The organism is Amycolatopsis mongoliensis (assembly GCF_030285665.1).
Lineage (GTDB): Bacteria > Actinomycetota > Actinomycetes > Mycobacteriales > Pseudonocardiaceae > Amycolatopsis > Amycolatopsis mongoliensis.
The window spans coordinates 3666830-3688679 of record NZ_CP127295.1 but is presented as its reverse complement, the minus strand read 5'-3'; the positions used below and the strand labels follow the sequence as shown (position 1 = coordinate 3688679).

The following is a 21850-nucleotide window of genomic DNA, read 5'->3' as shown; positions in this document are numbered from 1 at the left end:
CCTCCCATGACCGAGTCAGACCCGCAGCTCGAGCGCATCCGCAAGCTGCTGGCCAAGGCCGAGGACCCGGCGGTCACCGAGGCGGAGGCCGAGGCCTACAACAAGAAGGCCGCCGAGCTGGTCGCGCGCTACGGGATCGACCAGGCGATGCTGGCCGCCTCCGGGGCGAGCACCGACGAGATCGGCACGCTGAAGATCCCGATGAACGACCCCTACAGCCGCGACAAGGCGAGCCTGCTGACGTCGGTCGCCTACCCGCTGCGCTGCCGGACGCTGTTGCACCGGTTCGGCCAGAAGGTCGAGAGCGTCACGGTGTTCGGCTACCGGTCCGACATCGGCCGGGTCGAGCTGCTGTTCACCAGCCTGCTGCTGCAGGCGGGCACGCAGCTGACGCGCGTCCGGCCGGACGGCTTCTTCCCCGGCGAGTCGCTCGCCGCCTACCGGCGCACGTGGCTGCACGGCTTCGCCCGCGCGGTGCACGAACGGCTGTCGCAAGCCGAGCAGGAAGCGGTCCGCACGGCGGCGCCCGGCGAGCGGTCGGCCGAGCTGGTCGTCCGCGACCGCGCGCAGCTGGTGCAGCACGCGTTCGACGCCGAATTCGGCGACCTGCGCTCGGCCGCACCCCGGCGGCTGTCCGGCAGCGGCTACCTCGACGGCCACGACGCCGGCAAGCGGGCCAACCTCGACCCGTCCGCGTTGACCCGCCGGCTGAAGGCCCTGCGCTGAGCGTCGCCCGGATGCCGGTGTCCGCGCGGTGATCTTTTCGCTTCACTGGGGCCCATGCGCGTTGTCGATCTTGCCGACCGTCCCGACCTGCTCGACTCCGCCCTGGGCCTCGGCGACGTCGGCGGCCAGTTCATCTACCAGGGCGCCAGCGGCCGGATGATCACCGGCGAGCGGTTCCGGCGCCACTGGGCGCGCTACTTCCTGATCGCCCTCGACGACGACGGCGCGCCGATGGCGCGCGCGTTGTCGGTCCCGCTCACCTTCCCCGCGGAAGACCGCACGGAACTCCCGGACCACGGCTGGGACCAGGCGATCGAGTGGGCCGCCCAGGACGTGATGGACGGCCGCGAACCCACCGCGTTGTGCGCACTGGAAGTCGTCATCGCGCCGCACCTGCGTGGCCGCGGGCTGGCCGCGCCCATGCTGAAAGCGCTGAAGGCGCGGGCCGCGGAAACGGGACTGCGCAAGCTGATCGTGTCGGTCCGCCCGATCGGCAAAGAAGAGGAACCCGCCGTCCCGATGCCGGAGTACGCCGCCCGCCGCCGCGACGACGGCCTGCTCGCCGACCGCTGGCTGCGCACGCACGAGCGCCTCGGCGCGCGGGTGGTGAAGGTGTGCCCGTTCGCCGTGACGCTTTCCGGTTCGTTCGCCGACTGGCGCGCCTGGACCGGCGTGAAGCTCGAGGACGGCGAGAACTTCGTCCCGGGCGGCATCGCGCCGGTGTACGCGTCGACCGCCTACGACACCGCGACGTACGTCGAGCCGAACGTCTGGATGGACCACCCGATGTGAAATCGGGGATCACCCTGATACCTCCTCGGCCGACCACCTGCTAACTTTTGTTGGCATGTGGACCACGGGCGACGAGCTCCTGCGGCAGCTGGGTGCCCTCGGCAACCCGCACCGGCTGCGGATCGTCGCCGCCCTGCGCGCCGAGCGCACCTATGTCAGCAAGCTCGCGCGCGAGCTGCGGATCAGCCGCGCGCTGCTGCAGGTCCACCTGCGCAAGCTCGAAGCCGCGGGCCTGGTCGAGGCCAGCTTCGAGGTCGGCGAAGACGGCAAGACCCTGCGGTTCTACGAGCTCACGCCGTTCTCCGTCGTGCTGACGCCGGAGACGATCGCGGCCGCCGTGCCGACGCTGACCACACCGGAATCCGTCCAGCGGGACGGCGAGGAGGGACGGACATGAACTGGCACCAGTGGCAGGAGATCATCGGCGTGACCGGGGTCTTCGTCCTGATCACCGTCGTGCTGTCGATCGCGATCGTGCAGCTGGCCTCGACCTGGCGCGCGAAGGCCACCCTCGCCCGGGAGCACGAATACCGGAGCCTCGCCGAGAAAGCCGTCCGGACGCAGGAAGAAACCGAACGGCGGCTGCACGACGTCCAGGACCGGCTGCGGTCCATCGAACGCGTGCTCAAGGAGGTCGACTGACCTGAGGCCCTGGACCGCCGAGCGGCAACTCGGCGGCCCAGGAGGAAGAAGCACCCACTCGCCCGAGGGCGAGCTCTCATCGGATCACTCCTTCACGGAAGGACTTTAGTTGATGCTGCCTGCAGGCACGCCCGTGGTCGAACGCGTCGCGCGCTGGTCGACGCACCACCGCGCCGCGGCGATCTTCGGCTGGCTGGCGCTCGTCGCGCTCGCCTGGGTCATCGGCACGTTCGCCCCCGGCACCGACGCGCGGTCGAGCCCCGCCGGTGACGCCGGAACCGGCCAAGCGGCGCTCGACCGCCAGGCCTCCCGCGCACCGCTCTGGGAGAACGTCCTGGTACCACGGGATTCCCCGGCCGTCACCGACCTGGTGACGACGTTGACGACGTCCGGCGCGGTCGCGGACATCCGCTCCCCGCTCGACGACCCGGCCCAGGTCTCCGCCGACGGCCGGTCCGGCCTGGTCACCTTCCGGATCCTCGGTACCGGCTCGGAAATCCGGGCGAACCTCGCGACGGCGACCGCGGCCGTCGACGCGGTGGCCGCCCGCCACCCGGACGCCCGGCTCGCGCAGGCCGGCGACCTCAGCGTGTCCGGCGCGGTCGACAAGAGCATCAAGGAGGACATCGGGCGGTCCGAGACCCGCTCGCTGCCGCTCACCCTGCTGATCCTGCTGGCCGTGTTCGGCTCGCTGGTCGCGGCCGCGATCCCGGTGCTGCTCGCGGGCACCACGGTGCTCGCCACGTTCGGCTTCCTGTCCGCAGTGGACAACTGGATTCCGGTCAACAGCGCCACTTCGTCGATGACGTTGTTGATCGGCATGGCCGTCGGCGTCGACTACTCGCTGTTCTTCCTGCGCCGCGTCCGGGAGGAACGCGCGCACGGCGTCGAGGAGTCGATCCGGATCGCCGCCCGGACGTCCGGGCACGTGATCGTCGTGTCGGGGCTGACCGTCGCGCTGTGCGTGACCGGCCTGCTGTTCACCGGGCTCGACAACCTCCGCGGCCTGACCGTCAGCACGATCCTCGTCGTCGGCCTGGCCGTGCTGGCGTCGGTGACCGTGCTTCCCGCGACGCTCTCGCTGCTCGGCACCCGCGTCGACCGTCTCCGGATCCCGTGGCTGGGCAAGCGCGGCACCCGCTCGCGGTTCTGGGCCGGGGTCGCGTCGACCGTGACGCGGCGGCCGGCGCTGTGGACCGGGGTCGCCGCCGGGCTGCTGGTCCTGCTCGCCCTGCCCGCGGCCGGAATCCGCCTGCAGGACCCGGCCCCGGCCGAGAGCCTGCCGCACAGCGTCGCGGTGATCGGCGCGGCCGCGCGCGTCCAGGACGCCTTCCCCGGGATCACCATGCCCGCGCACGTCGTCCTGTGGAGCGACCGGGGCCCGGTCGACACCCCCGCGGTCCGCCGGGCGATCGGCGAACTCACCGCCCGGACACCGAAGCCGGCGGTCGTGGTCCCGGTGGGCGACGCGCTCGTCGTGCGGATCCCGCTCGGCGGCACCGGAAACGACGAAGCGGCCGACCGGTCCTTGACGGCGTTGCGGGAAACCCTGCTGCCCCAGGCGATCGGCGGCCTGGACGGTGTCCACTTCGCTGTCGCGGGCCGGACCGCCGAGGCGCACGACTTCACCGCGCAGGTGCTCGCGCGAGCGCCGTACGTCTTCGGGTTCATCCTGCTGCTCGCGTTCGTGCTGCTGCTGGCCGTGTTCCGGTCGGTGGCGGTACCGGCGGTGTCGATCCTGCTCAACCTGCTCTCGGCCGGCGCGGCCTACGGTGTGCTCACGCTGGTCTTCCAGGACGGTTTTCTCGCGCCGCTACTGGGTTTCACGCCCTACGGCGGCGTGCTGGGCTGGCTGCCGATGTTCCTGTTCGTGCTGCTGTTCGGGCTGAGCACCGACTACCACGTCTTCATCCTCAGCCGGATCGGGGAACGCCGGCTCGCGGGCGGTTCGGCGCGGGAGGCGATCGTCGAGGGCACCGCGCGCAGCTCCGGCGTCGTGACGAGTGCCGCGCTGATCATGACCGGGGTGTTCAGCATCTTCCTGAGCCTCGCCGCGATCGAGTACAAGATGCTCGGGCTCGGCATGGCGGTCGCGATCCTGCTCGACGCGACGCTCGTGCGCGGCGTGCTCCTGCCCGCGGCGCTGGCCCTGCTCGGCGACCGGCTCTGGCCACCCGAAGCCCCGGTTCGCACTTCCGGCAACCGCCTGATCCAGGACGCGAAAAGGCCGCCGCACGAGGTCAGGGCCCCTCACGGCGGCCGTGGTCGCGCAGGCCGGTCGTGAGTGGTTAGGGCGGTTAGAACCGCCCTAACCACTCACGACCCTGGGCGGCGTTGCCCTCGCGATGTAGCAGACCTTAAAGATCACTCCAGAACTCTTCACTTGTCCTGACAGATCACTTTCGGCACGGTGGACAGTGTGACTGGTTGGGTGCGCATCGCGGTATTGGCTCTCCTGTGGGGCTCGGGCTTTCTGTGGATCAAGCTGGCCCTGACCGGGCTGAGCCCCGTCCACCTCACGCTGGTCCGCTGCGCGCTCGGCGCGCTGACGCTGCTGGCCATGGCCGTCGGGACCGGCCAGCGCCTGCCCCGCGACCGCCGGACGTGGGGCAGGCTGGTCGTCGCCGCGTTCTTCTGCAACGCCCTGCCGTTCGCGCTCTTCGGCATCGGGGAACGCACGGTGGACTCCGGCGTCGCGGGCGTCATGAACGCCACGACGCCGTTGTGGTCGCTGCTGATCGGCGTCCTGCTCGGCACGGACCGCCGCCTCGGCCCGGCCCGGCTGCTCGGGCTGGCCCTCGGCTTCGCCGGCGTGCTGGTGATCTTCGCGCCGTGGCACCAGTCGGGCCTGCTGAGCGGTGGCGCACTCGCCCTGCTCGGCGCCGGCCTCAGCTACGCGATCGCGTTCGCCTACATGGCCGGGAAGCTGCCGCCCGGCGGCGCGCCGCTCGCGCTCTCGGCCGCCCAGCTGATGACGGCGACCGCGCTCACCGCGCTGGCGCTCCCCGTGTCCGGCGCGGCCCCGCACCTGAACCTGACCGCGGTGGTGGCGGTGACGATCCTCGGCGTCTTCGGGACCGGGATCACCTTCTACCTCAACTACCGGGTCCTCACCGACGAAGGCCCGACGGCCGCCGCGACCGTCGGTTACCTGCTCCCGGTGGTGTCGGTTGCGCTCGGCGCGCTCGTCCTCGGCGAACCGCTGACGCCCCGGGTCGTCGGCGGCATGGTGATCGTGCTGGCCGCGGTCGGCCTGACCCGGTGGCCGGCTCAGGTGAAGGTGCCGGCGAGCTCGCCCGGTGGCCTGGCGGCCCCGAAGTAGTCGCCCGTGCCCAGCTCCGCGCCGGCCTTGCTCCACCAGCCGGCCTGGTCTTCGGTGTGGATCCCGTCGACGACGAGCGTGGCGCCGGCCTGCCGGACCAGCGGCACCAGCGCGCCCAGGAACGTCGAGTCCGACCACGCCTGCCACTCCGCCAGCCGGCGGTCGACGCGGACGATGTCGACCGGCAGGTCCTCGACCGCCCGCAGGTCGTCCGGCCCCAGCCCGAACTCGTCGAGCATGACGCGGACCCCGCGGTCGGCCAGCGCGGTGACGTTCTCGAGGACGCCGGGCACCGGCAGCGCTCCGACCGGGACGCCGAGCATCAGCTGCTCCGGCGGCAGGCCGGTGTCCGCGAGCATCCGCGTCACGCGCGTGCCGAGGGCTTCGTCCGACATCTGGTGCCCGGTGAGCCCGGCGACCACCGGCAGCCGGGAACCCGCGCGCTGCCGCCACCACGTGCCCTGCCGGCCCGCCGCGCGCAGCAGCCAGTCCCCGAGGGGCAGCACGAGCCCGGTCGAGTCGGCGAGTTCCGCGCAGCGTTCGTGCGCCAGCGGCCGCTCGTCCGGCCGGTCCCAGTGCAGGCGGGCCTCGAACCCGGCGACCCCGCCGTCCGCCAGCCGCGCGAGCGGCCGGTAGCGCACGCCGATCTCGCCGTTCTCCCAGCCACCGGCCATCCCGACGGCCAGTGCCTGCGTCCGCCGGTCCGCGGCGTCGGCTTCCCGGTCGAACATCTTCCACTGGCCGCGCCGCCGCACCTTGGCGCGCCGCAGCGTCTGGTCGGCCGCGCGCAGCAGCTCCGCCGGGTCGATGTCCTTCGCCGGCCGGTGCACCACGCCCGCGCTGGCCGACAGCGTGAGCCCGTGTCCGTCGACGAAGAACGGCTCGGCGAGCTCGTCGTTGATCGCGCGCACGATGGAGTCGATGCCCGGTGTCGTCGCCGTGTTCTCGACGAGGATGCCGAACTCGTCGGCGTAGAACCGCGCGATCATGGCCTTCTCCCGGACCATGACCGCCTTCAGGCGCTGCGCGAAGTGCACCAGCAGCTGTTCGCCGACGCGGCGGCCGAGGCTGTTGCAGATCATGCCGAACGCGTCGAGGTCGACGTGGAAGAGCGTGACGCCGTACTCCGGGTCGGCGCGCCGGAGCGCCGCCTCGAGGTGGGTGCCGAAGTACTGGCGGTTCGGCAGGCCGGTCAGCACGTCGTGCAGGGCCTGGCGGCTGAGCTCGCCCTGCAGCAGCATCAGCTCGGTGCCGTCCTCCACCACGACGACGAAGTGGCAGGGCCGGTCCTCGGCGTCGCGCAGCAGCGACGCGGTGAGCGAGATGCGCGCGACGTCACCGTCCTTGCGCAGCAGCCGCTGGGACTGCCGGACCCGCTCCTTGCCGCCGTCGACCAGCGCCGTCATCGCCTCGCGGAGAACCTCGACGGTCTCCGGGTGCACGTGGTCGGCCACCAGCGTTCCGGTCAGCTCGCCGGCCGGGTGCCCCAGCATCTCGGCCAGCGCGGCGTTCGCGCGCACGATCCGGCCGTCGAGGGCGACCAGCGCGATGCCGCTCGCGGACGACGTGACCACCTCGTCGAAGCGGGCTTCGCTCTGTTTCAAGTGCCACTGCGCGTCCCGCACCGCCTTGAGCAGCGAGAGGTGCATGATCTCCTGCTGGTCGAGGACGCTGCGCTCGTGCGCGAGCAGGAAACCGCAGGAGAGCGCGCCCAGCGTCAGCACGATCCGCTCGGTGAGGCGGTTCACCGCCCGCAGTTCGGGCAGCGCCGGCAGGCCCTTCCCGAGGACGTCGAGGGTGCACCGCAGGCCCGGCTCGCCGACGTAGCCGAGCCCGACCAGCCGCGCGCCGATCCGCTCGGCGGGAACCGTCTCCGCGGACGTGCCGCACAGGGAACCGACCAGCGTGTCGAGCATTCCGCGCAGTTCGTCGTCGAGCAGCTCCCGGCTCAGCGAAACGACGGTCACGCCGCTGAGCAAGTAGGCCCATTTCCGGGCGAGCACGGTCCGCGCGCGTTCCGGGTCGAGGCCCGAGGGCTGCTCCGGCAGTTCGTCGATCATCGGCATGCGTGGTGCCCGTTCAGTTCTTGCGGCCGATTCCGGCGTAGACGAGCATGTTCATCGCGGCCGCGGCGGAGATGTCCGCCGGCCCGGACGGCCGCCATTCGCCGCAGCCGACCAGCCCCGGTTCGACGATTTCGAACCCGGCGAAGAGCTCGGACACCTGGGCGTGCGTCCGCAGCGTCACTTGATCGGGACTGCGGCTTTCCTTGATCACTTCGGTCGCTTCTTCGAGATTTTCGCCCTGATGATCACCGGTGACGTGGGTGATCGCGAGAAAGCTCCCCGGTGCCAGCACCGAACCGTAGCGCGAGACGAGGTCGAACGGGCCGGATTCGTCGGGGACCCAGTGCAGCATGAGCAGCATCAGCAGCCCGATCGGTTTTTCGAAGTCGAGCAGACCGCGCACCTGCGGTGCATCGAAAATCTTTTCCGGGTCCCGCATATCGGCCTGCACGATCGCTGCACGATCGTTGCCCGCCAGGATCAGTTCGCTGTGCGCGACGGCCACCGGGTCGCGGTCGACGTACACCACCCGGCAGTCCGGATCCTGGTCCTGGGCGACCTCGTGCACGTTCGCCACCGTGGGGATACCGGAGCCGATGTCGAGGAACTGCCGGACGCCCTGACCGGCCATGAACCGCACCGCGCGCCCGAGAAACGCACGGTTCACGCGCGCCGCGTCACGCAGCCCGGGCATCGCGCGCTCGATCTGCTCGCCCACCGCGCGATCGACGGCGAAGTTGTGATTGCCGCCGAGCATGAAGTCGTAAGTGCGCGCCATGCTGGGCACGGAGATATCGACACCCGGTGGAACCCATTCCGGTGATCGTGTCACGCAAAACACCTTCTCAGCCGCGTCGGACCGGAAAGAGCCTAGCGATTCCGGATGCGCCCGCGACTGCGCCATCCGCGTGAGCGCACACCACCCGATCGGGCACTGTCCCGTACCGCCGGACGCGCCTACCGTAGGCCGTCGCCTCGGGAAATCCACACAATGGCGCAACGAGGAGTCCGCATGACCGTGCCGGTGGCTCCGGGCCGGTGGCCTTTTCTCGGGCACACTCCGGCACTGCTGCGGCGACGCTCCGCATTCACCGATTCCCTGCACGCACACGGGGAAATCGTCAAAATCCACCTCGGCCCGATGCCCGCGTACTTCATCACGAGCCCGCGGCTGGCCCACGAAGTGCTGGTCACGGCGGGACCGAAGTTCCGCAAGGGCGTGATGTTCGACAAGTTCAAGCCGTTCGTCGGCAATGGCTTGGTGCTTTCGAACGGTGACTTCCACCTCCGGCAGCGACGGCTGATGCAGCCGGCGTTCCACCGCGACCGCCTGGCCGCGTACGCCGGGATCATGACGCGCGCGGCGACGGAGCTGAGCGACTCGTGGCGGCCGGGCGAAGTCCGGCCGCTCGACGAAGACCTGCAGGGGCTCGCGGTGACGATCGTCGGCGAGGCCCTGTTCTCCACGGAAATCGGGAAAGCGGCGGTCGACGAAGCGCGCCGGTCCATTTACCTCATCATCCAGCAGGGAATGATTCGCGCGCTGTCCCCGAAGTTCGTCGAAAACCTGCCGGTGCCCGGGAACCGGCGGTTCGACGAGGCCATCCGGCGCATGCAGGACATCGTCGTCGAGGTCATCCGCGACTGGCGCACCGAGAGCGTCGACCGCGGCGACCTGCTTTCGACGCTCCTGCTGGCCGGTATGACCGACGAGCAGGCCCGCGACGAAGTGCTCACCCTCCTCACCGCCGGCATCGAGACGACCGCGCTGGCGCTGTCCTGGACGTTCCACGAACTCGGCCGCCACGCCGACGTCGAGGCCCGGGTGCACGCCGAGGTCGACGAGGTGCTGGGCGGGCGTCCGGTCGCGATCGACGACATCGCCCGACTGACCTACGTCCGGCAGGTGGTCGACGAAGTCCTGCGCTGCTACCCGCTCTGGATGCTGATGCGCCGGACGCTCGAGGAGGTCGACCTCGGCGGCACGCGGATCCCGGCGGGCGCCGAGGTGATCGTCAGCCCGCACGCCCTGCACCACGACCCCGCGTCGCACCCCGGCCCGGACCGGTTCGACCCCGATCGCTGGGCACCCGAGCGGGCCGCACAGCTGCCCAAGGGCGCGTTCATCCCGTTCGGCGCGGGCGGGCGCCAGTGCATCGGAAACCGCTTCGCCCAGAACGAAATCGTCATCACGGTGGCCACGGTGGCCGCGCGGTGGCGGCTGGTCCCGGTCCCGGGCCGGCCGGTGCGCGTGAAGTTCACCTCCGCCGCCTACCCGGACAGCCTGCCGATGGCGGCTGTCCCCCGTCGCTAGTTGGAGGTCTTTCCCCGTGCTACGCCGAATTTGTGCTGTCCTCGTGCTGTTCGCGGCCACGCTGTTCGTGCCCGCCCCGGCTTACGCGGCGACCTGCGAGGACCTGTACGTCCCGGTCACGGTGGCGCTCCTGCCGCAGACGATGCACGGCCGCCTGTGCACCCCGGCCGGGGCGTCGACCGTCGTGGTCCTGATTCCCGGCGGCACGTACAACGCGTCCTATTGGGACATCGGCTACACGCCGGAGACCCGGTCGTTCCGCCTGGCGGTGAACCAGGCGGGGATCGCGACCCTCGCCCTCGACCGCCTCGGCACCGGGCAGAGCTCGAAACCGTTGAGCACGTTGCTGAGCGCGTCCGTCCAGGCGACTGCGGCGCACCACGTGGTCCAGGCGGTGCGCCCGCGGTTCGCGAAGGTGGTCGTCGGCGGCCACTCGATCGGCTCGGCGATGGCGATGATCGAGGCCGGTCGCTACCGCGACGTCGACGGCGTGCTCGTCACCGGGATGACGCACCGGATGAACCTGGTCTCGGTGATCCCCACGATGGCCCAGATGATCCCGGCCCCGCTGGATCCGGCCGTGCCCGGCCGCGACGCGGGCTACCTCACCACCGACCCGGGCACCCGCTACGCGGCCTTCCACACCCCGGGCCCCTACGACACCGCCGCGATCGCCTACGACGAGTCCACAAAGGACGTCTTCGCGGCGACCGAGGCGGTGGACAGCCTCACGCTGACGACCGTGGTCACCCCGGCGTCCCAGCAGATCACCGCCCCGGTCCTGCTGGTGGTCGGCGACGACCCGAACTTCTGCGGAACGCTGGGCAGCGACTGTTCGTCCCCCGAGGCGTTGCGAGCCTCGGAAGCGCCGTTCTTCGGCACCCCGCAACTGCAGACGTACATCCTGAACGGCTACGGCCACGCGATCAACTACGCCCCGAACGCACCGACGTACTTCGGCGTGGTGGGAAACTGGCTGAAAACGCTGTCGTAACAACCAAGGTCACGAGCGCGACCCTCATCCGGCGACGAGGGGAGCGCCCGCCATGATCGACTACGCCCACCAGCACGACCTTTTGGACCGCTGCGTCCGCGGTACGCACCGGGACGAGTCACTGGCGGCCCTCCGGCGCTACTTCGAGCGCTACACCGGCCGCTGGTTCGAACGCTTCGCCGGCGGCGGCGACGATCCGCCGGTCGCGAACACGGTGACGGAAGCCGACGTCCTCGCGCTCAACTTCCTCAGCATCACCAGCCTCGCCGACGTCGCCATCGACACGACGATGACCCACGCCTACCAGATCAGGACCCTGCTCGAGCAGATTCCGGTGAACGTCCCGATGCACGCGACCGCCTGGTCGACCTACGATCGGGAGGCACCGGCCTTCCTCCTCTGGGACCTGATCCGAAGCTGCGGCGGCGGCCACCGCCCGGTCACCGCGGCCAAGCTCCTCGCCAGGAAGCGCCCGCAGCTGGTCCCGGTCTACGACAGCCGCGTCAAGGCGGTACTGAAGGCGCCGCGCAGCGAGTGGCACTGCCTGTGGAGCTGGTTCCACGCGGACCCGGCCCGGGCAACCGCGGTGGAGGAGCTGCGCAGGGAGGCGGGCGGCATCACGGACATCAGCCTGCTGAGGTGCCTCGACGTCGTGCTGTGGATGCGGGCCCGGGCGCACGCCTGAAGCCGATCAGCCACATTGTTGACAGCTTGGTGACAGTCCGCGCACATCCCTCGTCGATTCAGGCTCACGGCTGCGAAGGTCGTCGGGCACGAGACCACGGGGAGATGCGTATGCGGGTCGTGGCGGTCATGAACTACAAGGGCGGCGTGGGCAAGACGACGCTCACGGCCAACCTCGGTGCGGTCGCGGCGAGTCGCGGCTTGAGAGTTCTCCTCATCGACCTGGATCCGCAGACGAACTTGACCTTCTCGTTCTACTCGATCGACGAGTGGCACCACCAGCTGAAGGACACCGGCCGCACGATCAAACGATGGTACGAAGACGAACTGCCCGGACGGGAGACGTCCCTCGCCGACCTCGTCGTCACGCCGGGGCGGGTCAACACCGTGCTCGGCGACACCGGTGGATGCGTCGACCTCATCTCTTCGCACCTCGGCCTCATCGACATCGACCTCGAACTCGCCGCCCGGCTGGGCGGCGCCACCACCCTCGAGGGGTCGAAGCGGAAGTTCCTCGATCTGCACGGTTGCCTGCGACGTGCCCTCGCGAACGGTCAGTTCGCCGGATACGACCTCGTGCTGATCGACTGCGCACCGAACTTCGGCCTCGTCACGAAGACGGCGATCGTCGCCAGCGAGCAGGTCCTCGTGCCGGCCAAAGCGGACTACCTGTCGACGCTGGGGCTCGAGTACCTGGTCGGCAACTTGACGACGCTGGTGGAGCAGTTCAACGACTACGTCCACCACAAAGGCGGTGACCAGGGGCACCGTCCGATCGCCCCCGGCCTCCTGGGAGTCGTCTTCACCATGGTGCAGATCTATTCGCAACAGGTCGTTCTCGCCCAGCACACGTACATCGAGGAAGTGCGGCTGAACTCGCAGGTTCCCGTCCTGGACAGCAAGATCCGCAACAGCCCTCGCCATTTCGGGGACGCCGGCGAGAGTGGTGTGCCGGCGATGCTGCGGGCCGCCGGCCGCGACGAGGTGGTCCGGGAGTTCGACCAGCTGGCCGACGAAGTACTGGGCGCGCTCGGGTTGAAGCCGGGTGAGCACCGGTGAGCGACCTGAAGAGCTTCGTCACCCTGCAGGCCCGGCTGTTCGCGTTCTTGGAGCGACAGGACGAGGCGACGTTGCAGGCGATCGCCAGCGGCTCGGCGCAGCTGGCCGTCGTCGGCGCCGACGCGGCACCGCCCCCGCCTCCGGCCCCCAAGCCCGTGACACCTTCTTCCAACCCGTTGCAGGTGGCGCAAGATCTGACGAAGCTGCCTTCCGGGGACGAGCGGCGGCTCTACCTGAATTCGGCCAAGCTGGCGGTGAAGGGGCTGCGGGAGGTGGCTCGGTCGATCGGTATGCGCGGTTACAGCAAGCTCGCCAAGGACGACCTCATCGCCTTGCTGGCGAACCACGGACCCGACCGGACCGAGGCGAGTGCGGAAGCACCGGTCGACCACAGTCCGAAAATCGAAGTCCCCGAGAAGGTCGAAGGGCCGGGATCGGACGTCGAGGTGGTCGCCATCGCCGCGCACCTGCGAGACCTCGAGACCGAGGAGGCGGGGGCGGCTTACCTGGATGACCAGCACCTCGATCGGGACGCCTTGCTGGCCGTCGCCGCCGAGCTGCAGCTCACGCGCGTGACCCGGCTGAGCCAGACGGAACTCGAGAAGCGGGTGCTCAAGCAGGCGATCGGCGCCCGGCGCAAGTTCGCCGGGCTGCGGAAGTGGTGACCCCGGTGGCCGAGGAGTCCGGCGGCCGCTCGATGTACCTGCTCGGCAATCGCCGGGTGATGGTTTCGGACCTGCTGGACGCCGGCTTGATCCAGGCGGGGGCGAGACTCCGGTTCAAGCGCAACCGAATCGGCGTGACCTACGACGCGACGGTGACCGACAAGGGCCGGATCCGGCTGGAGCCCGACGGCGAAGAGTTCCGCTCTCCCTCGCGCGCGGCCATGGTGGCGGCCGGGATGCGGGCGGTCGACGGCTGGCGAGCGTGGGTGGTGGTCGACCAGGACCGCTTGCTCGACGCCGTGCGCCAGGAACTCCTCGACCGGGCGATCTCGACGGCGGCGACCGCGGTGCACCAGCAGAACGAGGACCAAGAGCGGCAGCGCGTTCACGAGCGGCTTCGGCAGGCCCGCGGCCGCGCCGACCAGGACGACCCCGAGCGCATCTCCGTCCGCGAACTGCTCGGGATCTGGAAGGCGACCGATCGCGGCGACCAGGTCGGCCAGATCGAAGCCGACCTCGCCAACCACGGACTGGTGACCTCACCCAGCTTCCGGGCGGTGACCCTGGACACGGTGGTCACGCTGACCACGCCCCGGGACGAGCCGGAAGAGACCCCGCCGACGGAGCCGTCGGTCGACTACGAAGGCGGCAGTGACTTGAACGTCCGCCTCACCGTGGGAAACCTGACTCCGCTCGACGGTGTCGTGTCCGTGAATCCGCACAGCTCGCTCGACGAGGCCATCACGAAGATGCTCCTCAACGACTTTTCGCAGCTCGCCGTCCTGAACGGCCCTCGCAGCGTGCGGGGTGCCGTGACCTGGCGCTCGATCGCCCAGGCGACGCACCAGAAGGCCGACGCGAGCGTCTCCGACGCGATCGACACCCACGTGGAGGTCGTCACCTACGACCGCGACCTCTTCGAAGTGCTCCCCACGCTGCAGCAACGCGAGTTCGTGTTCGTGACGAACGTGAGCAGGGAGGTGAAGGGCATCGTCACGACGGCGGACGTGGCCCACCGCTACGGCGAGATGGCCACCCCGTTCTTCCAGCTGGGCGAGCTGGACCAGACGCTGCGATGGATCTTGAGCCGCGCGGTGGACCTGCCGACCGTCCAACCGCTGTGCAGCAGGACGATCAAGAACTTCACCGAACTCGGCTTCGGTGACTACCAACGCATCCTGGCCAACCGAGAGGTCTGGGACAAACTGGGTTGGCCGCTCGACCGGCAGGTCTTCATCGACCGGCTCGACGAAATCCGGGTGATCCGCAACAGCGTCATGCACTTCCACCCGGACCCGGTGTCCGAGGACACCATCGAAAAACTCCGGTTCTTCAACAGCCTTCTGCACCAGTACCGCGATCCGGCGTGACACGCGAGAAGGGATCCTTCTCGCGTGCCACGGCCCGAAGCTCACCAGGTGACCGGCAGTTCGTGAACACCGTAGATGTTCATGTCGGTCCGGAGCTTCACCTCTCCGGCGGGGATGGCGAGCCGGAGAGACGGGAACCGGCGCAGCAGGCCCTCGAACCCGGCGCGCATCTCGATGCGCGCCAGCTGCTGCCCCAGGCACTGGTGCACGCCGTGGCCGAACGACAGGAGTCCCCGTGCGTTCCGCCGGATGTCCAGGACGTCCGGATCCGAGATGCGCTGCGGGTCGCGGTTGGCGGCCAGCAGCGAGACGACCACGGTCGACCCCTGGGGAATGGTCTCGCCGCCCAGCGAAAGGTCCTCCGTCGCGTAGCGGAAGAAGATGTCCGCGACGGACAGGAACCGCAGCAGCTCCTCCACGGCACCCGGCATCAGCGAAGGATCAGCAGTGAGCGAAGCAAGCTCCGCCGGGTGCTCCAGCAGCGCGAAGGTGCCGAGCGACAGCATGTTCGCCGTCGTCTCGTGGCCCGCGATCAGCATCAGGAACGCGGCCCCGGTCAGATCCTCGATCGTGAGGTCCTCGTGGCGGGCCAGATCGGACAGGATGTCCTCGTCCGGCGAAGAACGCTTGCGCGTGACCAGTTCGGACAGATACGTGTTCAGGGCGACGTACGCGCCCATCTTCTCTTCGAGCGTCTGGTCCCGGACCATGAACTGAGCTGAATTGGCCTGGAAGCTGTCCCGGTCCTCGTACGGGACGCCGAGCAGCTCGCAGATCACCAGCGACGGCACCGGCAGCGCGAACTCCTTGACCAGGTCGACCGGCGGGGCCGGCCGCGCCAGGTGGTCCAGCTGCCGCTCGACGATCTCGGCGATGTGCTCTTCGAGCTGCTTCATCCGCTTCACGGTGAAGGCGCCGGTGAGCCGCTTGCGCAGCCGGCCGTGGTCCGGCGGGTCCATCGCGATGAACATGCCCGGCAGCTGCGGGGACGGTTCGGTCGCGACGGGCATACCGGGCGTCTCGTACGGCACGTGGACGACGTCGAGGTCCAGCCGCGAGCTGAACCGGGTGTCGGCCATCATCTGGCGGACCGCCTCGTAGCCGGTCACGAGCCAGCCCTCGTGCCCGTCGGGGAACACCAGCGGGCTGACCGGGCGGGTCTCGCGCAGCCGGGTGATCTCGCGGGGCGGGTCGAAGGGACCCGCGTCACGCTCCATCGGAAGACCGTGCGGGATGTCGACCGTCTGGCTCATCGGAGGTCCTTTCGTGGTGGGTGTGCCGACCACGATCACCGGGAGACCTGACACGGCGCTGACACGGCCCGGACACCCGCGGGCCCGTGGCATGATCGGCCTGGTGCAGATCGGGATACTGGGGTCATTCGAAGTTCGCGCGGACGACGGCGTTCCGGCCGACGTGCCGGGCGCCCGGCTGCGCGGACTGCTGATCGCTCTCGCGCTCGAGCCGGGTCGTGTGGTGCCGAAGGCGACGCTCGTCGACTGGATCTGGGGCGAGAACCCGCCCGCCGACGCGGCGAACGCGTTGCAGCGCTTGGTATCCCGGCTGCGGAAGGTGCTGCCGGACGGCGCCGTCGAGGGCAAGCCCGCGGGCTACCGGCTGATCGTGGAGCCCGACGCCGTCGACGCCGTGCGGTTCGAACGCCTCGTCGCCCAGGCCCGCGACGACGACGATCCGGGGCGGCTGCGCGAAGCCCTCGCGCTGTGGCGCGGCGCGGCCATGCAGGACGTCGGTCTGCAGGAGAGCGCGGCGTTCGACGCGGCGGTCACCCGGCTCGAGGGCCTGCGCCTGGCGGCCCTGGAGGACCGCTTCGACGCGGAGATCGGCCGCGGCCACGGGGTGAAGCTGGTCACCGAGCTGACCGACCTGGTCGCCGCGCACCCGGTCCGGGAACGGCTGGTCGGCGCGCTGATGCGGGCCCTCGTCGCGAGCGGCCGCGACTCCGAAGCGCTGCTCGTGTACGAGCGCCTGCGGGAGACCCTGGCCGACGAGCTGGGCGTCGACCCGTCGCCGGAGCTGTCCGAACTGCACGTCGCGCTGCTGCGAGGCGAGCTGGGCCGGCGGGAGGAGACCCGGACGACCAACCTGCGGGCCGAGCTGACCAGCTACGTCGGCAAGGACGCGGACATCGCCGCGGTCCGCGAGCTCGTCGCCGGGCACCGGCTCACCACCCTGGTCGGGCCGGGCGGCTCGGGGAAGACTCGGCTGGCCACCGAAACCGCGCGCACGATGCTGGGTGACCTGCCGGACGGGGCCTGGCTGGTCGAGCTCGCGCCCATCGGCGCGGACGGCGACGTCGCCCAGGCGACGCTGTCGGCGCTCAAGCTGCGGGACGCGCTGCTCGGCGACGCACCGGACGCGGAGCCCACGGACCGGGTCATCGCGGCGGTCCGCGACCGGGATCTGGTGCTGGTCCTGGACAACTGCGAGCACGTGATCGAGTCCGCGGCGGCCTTCGCCCACCGTGTGCTCGGCGAGTGCCGCCGCCTGCGGATCCTCGCCACGAGCCGCGAGCCGCTGGGCATCACCGGCGAGGCGCTGTGGCCGGTCGCGCCGCTGGTCCTGCCCGCGGAGGACGCCGACCCGGACCAGATCGCGGCCGCGCCGGCCGTCCAGCTGCTGCGCGACCGCGCCGGGGCGGTGCGCACGGACCTCGCGGGCGACACCGCCGCGCTGTCCACGCTGGCCCGCGTCTGCCGGGCACTGGACGGGATGCCGCTGGCCATCGAGCTCGCCGCGGCCCGGCTGCGGACGATGTCCCTCGATCAGCTCGCCAACCGGCTCGACGACCGGTTCCGCCTGCTGACCGGCGGTAGCCGCACCGCGCTGCCGCGGCACCGGACGCTGCGCGCGGTGATCGACTGGAGCTGGGAGCTGCTCTCCGACGACGAACGCGCCGTCCTGTGCCGGCTCTCGGTGTTCGCCGGTGGCGCGAGCCTGGAAGCGGCCGAGCGGGTCTGCGCGAGCGACGCGGCCGAGGAGCTGCTGACCGCGCTGGCGGAGAAGTCGCTCGTGGTCACCGAAGGCGACCAGGCACCGCGGTACCGGATGCTCGGCACGATCAAGGAGTACGCCGAGCAGCGGCTCGCCGAGGCGGGTGACGCGGATGCGGCGCGTCAGGCGCACCTCGCGTACTTCACCGAACTCGCCGAAACCGCGGAACCGCACCTGCGCCGGGCCGACCAGCTGAAGTGGCTCGCCACCCTCGACGCCGAACACGACAACATCGTCGCCGCGATGCGGGGGACCCTCGCGGCCGGCGAGGCGGCCGGGGCGATGCGGCTCGCCGCGGCCGCCGGCTGGTACTGGTGGCTCGCCGGGCACAAGACCGAGGGCAACGAGCTGCTCATGGCGGCCACCGCCGTGCCCGGCGAAGTGACCGGCGAAATCCGCGCCACGGTGTACGCGTTCGTCACGGGGTTCCTCACGTCCGGCCGGGAAAGCGACCAGTTCCAGGCGGCGGAGTGGATCCACCAGGTGCACGAGCTCAGCAGGCACATCCCGCGCCCGCACCCGGCGGTGTCGCTGGTCGCCGCGCTGGAACGCATGCTGCAGGCCCCGGACGCGTTCCTGGCCGCGTGGGAACCGCTGCTGTCCGACGACGACCCTTGGGTCCGCGCTCTCGCCCGCCTGCAGCTCGGCAAGATGCGGATCCAGCTCGGGACCGGCGAGCAGGAGGCGGACGGTTTCCTCGAGACGGCGCTGGCCGAGTTCCGCGCGCTCGGCGAACGCTGGGGGACGTCGTTCGCGCTGACCGAGCTGGCCGACCGGATCGCCATGCGCGGCGAGTTCGCCGGTGCGTGCGAGCACTACGAACAGGCGATCGTCGTCGTCACCGAGGTCGGCGCCGTCGAGGACGCCGTCCGGATGCGGGCGCGGCAGGCCCAGCTGTACTGGCTGGCGGGCGACGAGGGATCCAGCGCGTCCGCCATGGCCGACGCGCAGCGGCTCGCGGAACGGGTCGCCTGGCCGGAAGCGCTGACCGAGCTGGCCTTGGCGAAGGCGGATCTCGCCCGTTGGAGCGGCGACGCCGTAGAGGCACGCCGGCAGCTCGACATCGCAACGGCGACACTGGGCAAGGCGGCCGAGCGGGCGAACGTCCAGGTGACGACCCAGGACCTGCTCGGCTACCTCGCCGAGGATCTCGGTGAGGCCCGTGACCACCGCGCCGCGGCTTTCCGGGCGGCGTCGGAGACGGGGACCGCCCCCATGATCGCGCAGGTCCTCGTCGGGATCGCGGACTTGGCTCTGCGCAAGGAAGAGTACGAACAAGCCGCGCGGCTGCTCGCGGCGAGCGCGGGCGTGCGCGGCCTGACGGATCATTCCCACCCGGACGCGGCCCGGATCGAGCGGGCCACGCGGAATCGCCTCGGTGACACGAAGTTCACCGAGGCGATTCAGGAGGGGACGGGAGCGAACTGGCGCGAGCTGGCCGAAGTCACGCTCGCTTCGTGAACGTCGACCGGGCCCAGAAGTAGCCGGCCAGGGCGATACCCACGCACCAGGCCACGGCGGTGATCGCATACCCGGTGGACGGCGTGCCGTTGAGCAACCCACGCACGGTCTCGATGATCGGCGTGAAGGGCTGGTACTCCGCGAACTGCCGCAGGCCCGGGCCCATCTTGTCCGCCGGGGCGATCGCGCTGCTGAAGAACGGCAGCATGACCAGCGGCACGGAAGCCAGGCCCGCCGTCTCCGGGGACTTGGCGAACAGTCCCAAAGCGACGGTGAGCCAGCCGGCCGCGAAGGCGAGCAGCAGCACCATGCCGAGCACGCCGAGCCAGTCGAGGAAGCTCGCGTGCGGACGGAATCCCAGCGCGAACGCCACCCCGACGAGAGCGGCGATGGCGACGACGTTCGTCAGGACACTGGCGACGACGTGCCCGGTCAGCACCGCGCCGCGCGAGACGTCCATGACCTTGAACCGGTTGATGATGCCCTTGGTCATGTCGGAGTTGACCGACGTCGCGGTGGCGCCGAGCCCGTAGCAGATGGCGAGCAGCATCAGGCCGGGCGTCGCGTAGTCGACGTAGTTCACGCCGACGTCGAAGGCGTCTCCCAGCATGTACACGAACATCAGCATGATCACGATCGGCATCAGGACCGCGTTGAACACCGAAGTCGGGTTCCGGGCGATGTGCTTGAAGTTGCGGCGCAACATGACGGTCTGGGCGCTCATTTCGCTGCTACCTCCGAGTTGGACACGGTGTGGCCCGTCAGGGCGAGGAAGACGTCGTCGAGGTCGGGGGTGTGGACGGAGAACTCTTCGGCGTTGATGGCGTACTCGTCGAGCCGGTCGAGCAGGTTCCGCAGCGACTTCGTGCCGCCGTCGCCGGGAACGCGCAGGGTGAGGGCGTCGTCGTCCCGGCTGGAGCCGGTGATGACCCGCGCGGCCGCGTCGAGCTCGGCGACGCTGGTGAACCGGAGCCGGACGTGCGTGCCGGGGATCTGGCGCTTGAGCTCGCCGGGCGTGCCCTGGGCGACCAGGCGCCCGCGGTCGAGCACCGCGATCCCGTCGGCCAGCTGGTCGGCTTCGTCGAGGTACTGGGTGGTGAGGAAGATGGTGACCCCGTCGGCGACCAGGTCCTTGACGATGGTCCACATGGTGCGCCGGCTGCGCGGGTCCAGGCCGGTGGTCGGTTCGTCGAGGAAGATGATCCGCGGGTCCCCGACGAGCGTCATGGCGAGGTCGAGCTTCCGGCGCATGCCGCCGGAGTAGGTCGAGACGGGCTTGCGCGCCGCCTCGGTCAGCTCGAACCGCTCCAGCAGCTCACCGACGACCCGCTTGCCGTCCCCGACCGGGCTGAGATCGACCATGAGCTGCAGGTTTTCCTGCCCGGTGAGCAGCTCGTCGACGGCGGCGAACTGCCCGGTGACCCCGATGGCCTTCCGGACGGCCTTGGCCTCGCGATCGACGTCGTGCCCGGCGACGCGCACGCTCCCGCCGTCGGCCTTCGCGAGGGTGGTGAGGATGTTGACGGTGGTGGTCTTCCCGGCCCCGTTCGGCCCGAGCAGCGAGAAAACGGTGCCGGCGGCCACATCCAGGTCGATGCCGTCGAGCACGACTTTGTCTTGGTAGGACTTTCGCAGCCCCGTCGCGGTGATCGCTGAAGTCGTCATGGGAGGACTGTGACCGCCCGCCCTGACACGGACCTGACCCCGACCTGACACGGCGCCTGTCACGGCTCAGTCTCATCATCGCGCGCCTCAGTAACAACAATCGGTGACGAGCCGCCTTTCACGACAGGTTCTTCTTGCGAAACCCGTCGTGATGTGGAGATCGAATGAATGACGTGCTGTGGCCTTTTACCACCATCGGCTGCGTGCTTCTCGCGCTCGGCCTGGCGATCGCGATCACGGTTGTCGCAGGTAGACGCGACGCCCGCACGGAAGGAACCGTGGGGCTCACGATCGGGATCTTCAAGCTCGACGCACCAGCAAGAATCGTTTTGGCCCTGTTCTTGGTATTGCTCGGCTTCGCCAGCATCGTGTTTTCTTTTTTCCACACGGAGATCGAGAGCCGCTTCGAAGCAGAGGGGAAAGCCGGCCAGAGCGAGCTGCCGCGGTGGGACGGCCGGCCGACAGTCCCGACCTTCCCATCGGCGACCAGCTCCCCGCAGCCGGCCCCGACCCCAGAGACGTCCTCGCCGAGTACACCTCCTCCGGCACCACCGATCACCCCAACGCGCTCTCATCTCAGTCCAGTGGGGCCACAAGACTTCGTGACCACGACAGTGCGGACTGCCGGCGGCGAGGCGGCGGTGTACGTCGGCAAGCGCGCGGCGATCATGGACACCCTGCGCGGCCTGGTGACGTTCAACGTCGACCCGGGCCCCGCCCGCGACGAGCCGGACATGTGCGTGGAAACGGCGGTGTCGTCGGGCTACAGCGGCTCGAACGTCACTCTCGTGGCCGGCGACCTCGGCGTCGGCTGGCCGGCCGCGGAGGCCGCACCGAGCCCCCGGCCCGAAGGCAGCGCGGGTTCCGTCCACCAGCAGATGGTCGGTCTGCCGAGCGGCGCAACGGTCGGGTCATGGCCGATGTCGATCCACCTCGAAGAGAACGGCACAAGCCGGACGCTGGGCACGGTGACGATCAGCCACGAACGAGCAGACGACGGCTCGGTGCGCTGGGGCATCAACGGCGAGGGCACGGCCTGTACGTAAGCCAAGGGGATCCTCGACCTGACCGCCAACAC

The 21850-nt window shown here is 70.2% G+C and carries 19 protein-coding genes; 14 read left to right on the top strand and 5 right to left on the bottom strand.

Annotated elements, in window-relative coordinates; translation table 11 throughout:
• Positions 1-6: 6 nt before the first annotated feature.
• The 6 genes from QRX60_RS18070 (at position 7) to QRX60_RS18045 (ending at position 5482) form a co-directional block, all read left to right on the top strand.
• Positions 7-726, top strand: coding sequence for a DUF2786 domain-containing protein (locus QRX60_RS18070; protein WP_286001942.1), 720 nt, complete (start codon positions 7-9; stop codon positions 724-726).
• 54 nt (positions 727-780) lie between these two features.
• A complete protein-coding gene (locus tag QRX60_RS18065) occupies positions 781-1518 on the top strand; it encodes a Long-chain-fatty-acid--CoA ligase (protein WP_286001941.1) in 738 nt (245 codons plus the stop codon).
• 55 nt (positions 1519-1573) lie between these two features.
• Entirely contained in the window at positions 1574-1915 is a 342-nt protein-coding gene (locus tag QRX60_RS18060) for an ArsR/SmtB family transcription factor (protein WP_286001940.1), read from the top strand.
• The gene (locus QRX60_RS18055) at positions 1912-2160 is read left to right on the top strand and encodes a hypothetical protein (RefSeq protein ID WP_286001939.1); all 249 of its coding nucleotides are present in this window, start codon (positions 1912-1914) and stop codon (positions 2158-2160) included. Before QRX60_RS18060 ends, QRX60_RS18055 begins: the two co-directional genes overlap by 4 nt.
• Before the next feature lie 112 nt (positions 2161-2272).
• Positions 2273-4444, top strand: a complete 2172-nt coding sequence (locus QRX60_RS18050) for an MMPL family transporter (protein ID WP_286003623.1) — start codon at positions 2273-2275, stop codon at positions 4442-4444.
• A 126-nt stretch (positions 4445-4570) separates the two neighbouring features.
• On the top strand, positions 4571-5482 hold the full coding sequence (locus QRX60_RS18045) for a DMT family transporter (RefSeq protein WP_408630237.1): 912 nt from the start codon (positions 4571-4573) through the stop codon (positions 5480-5482).
• On the opposite strand, the gene QRX60_RS18040 is transcribed toward QRX60_RS18045, so the two are convergent.
• Both QRX60_RS18040 and QRX60_RS18035 read right to left on the bottom strand, forming a co-directional pair.
• Entirely contained in the window at positions 5431-7548 is a 2118-nt protein-coding gene (locus tag QRX60_RS18040) for a putative bifunctional diguanylate cyclase/phosphodiesterase (protein WP_286001937.1), read from the bottom strand. The two genes, QRX60_RS18045 and QRX60_RS18040, sit on opposite strands and share 52 nt — an antisense overlap.
• A gap of 13 nt (positions 7549-7561) precedes the next feature.
• Positions 7562-8380 (bottom strand): SAM-dependent methyltransferase, encoded by an 819-nt coding sequence (locus QRX60_RS18035; protein WP_286001936.1) that lies wholly within the window; start codon positions 8378-8380, stop codon positions 7562-7564.
• Between the two features lie 180 nt (positions 8381-8560).
• Between QRX60_RS18035 and QRX60_RS18030 the strand changes: the two genes are divergently transcribed.
• The 6 genes from QRX60_RS18030 (at position 8561) to QRX60_RS18005 (ending at position 14634) form a co-directional block, all read left to right on the top strand.
• Positions 8561-9862: a cytochrome P450 gene (locus tag QRX60_RS18030; RefSeq protein WP_286001935.1), complete on the top strand. Its 1302-nt coding sequence runs from the start codon at positions 8561-8563 to the stop codon at positions 9860-9862.
• Between the two features lie 121 nt (positions 9863-9983).
• On the top strand, positions 9984-10856 hold the full coding sequence (locus QRX60_RS18025; protein ID WP_286003622.1) for an alpha/beta fold hydrolase: 873 nt from the start codon (positions 9984-9986) through the stop codon (positions 10854-10856).
• Between the two features lie 52 nt (positions 10857-10908).
• Complete coding sequence (locus tag QRX60_RS18020) at positions 10909-11541, top strand: DUF6308 family protein (RefSeq protein ID WP_286001934.1); 633 nt, start codon at positions 10909-10911, stop codon at positions 11539-11541.
• 110 nt (positions 11542-11651) lie between these two features.
• A complete protein-coding gene (locus QRX60_RS18015) occupies positions 11652-12599 on the top strand; it encodes a ParA family protein (protein WP_286001933.1) in 948 nt (315 codons plus the stop codon).
• Positions 12596-13264, top strand: coding sequence for a hypothetical protein (locus QRX60_RS18010; RefSeq protein ID WP_286001932.1), 669 nt, complete (start codon positions 12596-12598; stop codon positions 13262-13264). Before QRX60_RS18015 ends, QRX60_RS18010 begins: the two co-directional genes overlap by 4 nt.
• 5 nt (positions 13265-13269) lie before the next feature.
• Positions 13270-14634, top strand: coding sequence for a restriction system modified-DNA reader domain-containing protein (locus QRX60_RS18005; protein WP_286001931.1), 1365 nt, complete (start codon positions 13270-13272; stop codon positions 14632-14634).
• A gap of 41 nt (positions 14635-14675) precedes the next feature.
• On the opposite strand, the gene QRX60_RS18000 is transcribed toward QRX60_RS18005, so the two are convergent.
• Positions 14676-15887 (bottom strand): cytochrome P450, encoded by a 1212-nt coding sequence (locus QRX60_RS18000; protein ID WP_286001930.1) that lies wholly within the window; start codon positions 15885-15887, stop codon positions 14676-14678.
• 103 nt (positions 15888-15990) lie between these two features.
• On the opposite strand from QRX60_RS18000, the gene QRX60_RS17995 reads away from it, so the two are divergent.
• Complete coding sequence (locus QRX60_RS17995) at positions 15991-19107, top strand: BTAD domain-containing putative transcriptional regulator (RefSeq protein ID WP_286001929.1); 3117 nt, start codon at positions 15991-15993, stop codon at positions 19105-19107.
• Here QRX60_RS17995 and QRX60_RS17990 read toward each other — a convergent pair.
• On the bottom strand, positions 19091-19831 hold the full coding sequence (locus QRX60_RS17990) for an ABC transporter permease (protein WP_286001928.1): 741 nt from the start codon (positions 19829-19831) through the stop codon (positions 19091-19093). The genes QRX60_RS17995 and QRX60_RS17990 overlap by 17 nt on opposite strands.
• Positions 19828-20772 (bottom strand): ATP-binding cassette domain-containing protein, encoded by a 945-nt coding sequence (locus QRX60_RS17985; protein WP_286001927.1) that lies wholly within the window; start codon positions 20770-20772, stop codon positions 19828-19830. Before QRX60_RS17985 ends, QRX60_RS17990 begins: the two co-directional genes overlap by 4 nt.
• A 164-nt stretch (positions 20773-20936) precedes the next feature.
• Here QRX60_RS17985 and QRX60_RS17980 point away from each other — a divergent pair, with 164 nt between their 5' ends.
• Positions 20937-21818 (top strand): hypothetical protein, encoded by an 882-nt coding sequence (locus tag QRX60_RS17980; protein ID WP_286001926.1) that lies wholly within the window; start codon positions 20937-20939, stop codon positions 21816-21818.
• Positions 21819-21850: the final 32 nt, after the last annotated feature.

Excerpts from the sequence above, each read along its gene's own strand:
- QRX60_RS18070 (WP_286001942.1), top strand. The coding sequence starts at position 7 with ATGACCGAGTCAGACCCGCAGCTCGAGCGCATCCGCAAGCTGCTGGCC.
- QRX60_RS18065 (WP_286001941.1), top strand. The coding sequence starts at position 781 with ATGCGCGTTGTCGATCTTGCCGACCGTCCCGACCTGCTCGACTCCGCC.
- QRX60_RS18060 (WP_286001940.1), top strand. The coding sequence starts at position 1,574 with ATGTGGACCACGGGCGACGAGCTCCTGCGGCAGCTGGGTGCCCTCGGC.
- QRX60_RS18055 (WP_286001939.1), top strand. The coding sequence starts at position 1,912 with ATGAACTGGCACCAGTGGCAGGAGATCATCGGCGTGACCGGGGTCTTC.
- QRX60_RS18050 (WP_286003623.1), top strand. The coding sequence starts at position 2,273 with ATGCTGCCTGCAGGCACGCCCGTGGTCGAACGCGTCGCGCGCTGGTCG.
- QRX60_RS18040 (WP_286001937.1), bottom strand. The coding sequence starts at position 7,548 with ATGCCGATGATCGACGAACTGCCGGAGCAGCCCTCGGGCCTCGACCCG.
- QRX60_RS18030 (WP_286001935.1), top strand. The coding sequence starts at position 8,561 with ATGACCGTGCCGGTGGCTCCGGGCCGGTGGCCTTTTCTCGGGCACACT.
- QRX60_RS18020 (WP_286001934.1), top strand. The coding sequence starts at position 10,909 with ATGATCGACTACGCCCACCAGCACGACCTTTTGGACCGCTGCGTCCGC.
- QRX60_RS18015 (WP_286001933.1), top strand. The coding sequence starts at position 11,652 with ATGCGGGTCGTGGCGGTCATGAACTACAAGGGCGGCGTGGGCAAGACG.
- QRX60_RS18000 (WP_286001930.1), bottom strand. The coding sequence starts at position 15,887 with ATGAGCCAGACGGTCGACATCCCGCACGGTCTTCCGATGGAGCGTGAC.
- QRX60_RS17990 (WP_286001928.1), bottom strand. The coding sequence starts at position 19,831 with ATGAGCGCCCAGACCGTCATGTTGCGCCGCAACTTCAAGCACATCGCC.
- QRX60_RS17985 (WP_286001927.1), bottom strand. The coding sequence starts at position 20,772 with ATGACGACTTCAGCGATCACCGCGACGGGGCTGCGAAAGTCCTACCAA.
- QRX60_RS17980 (WP_286001926.1), top strand. The coding sequence starts at position 20,937 with ATGAATGACGTGCTGTGGCCTTTTACCACCATCGGCTGCGTGCTTCTC.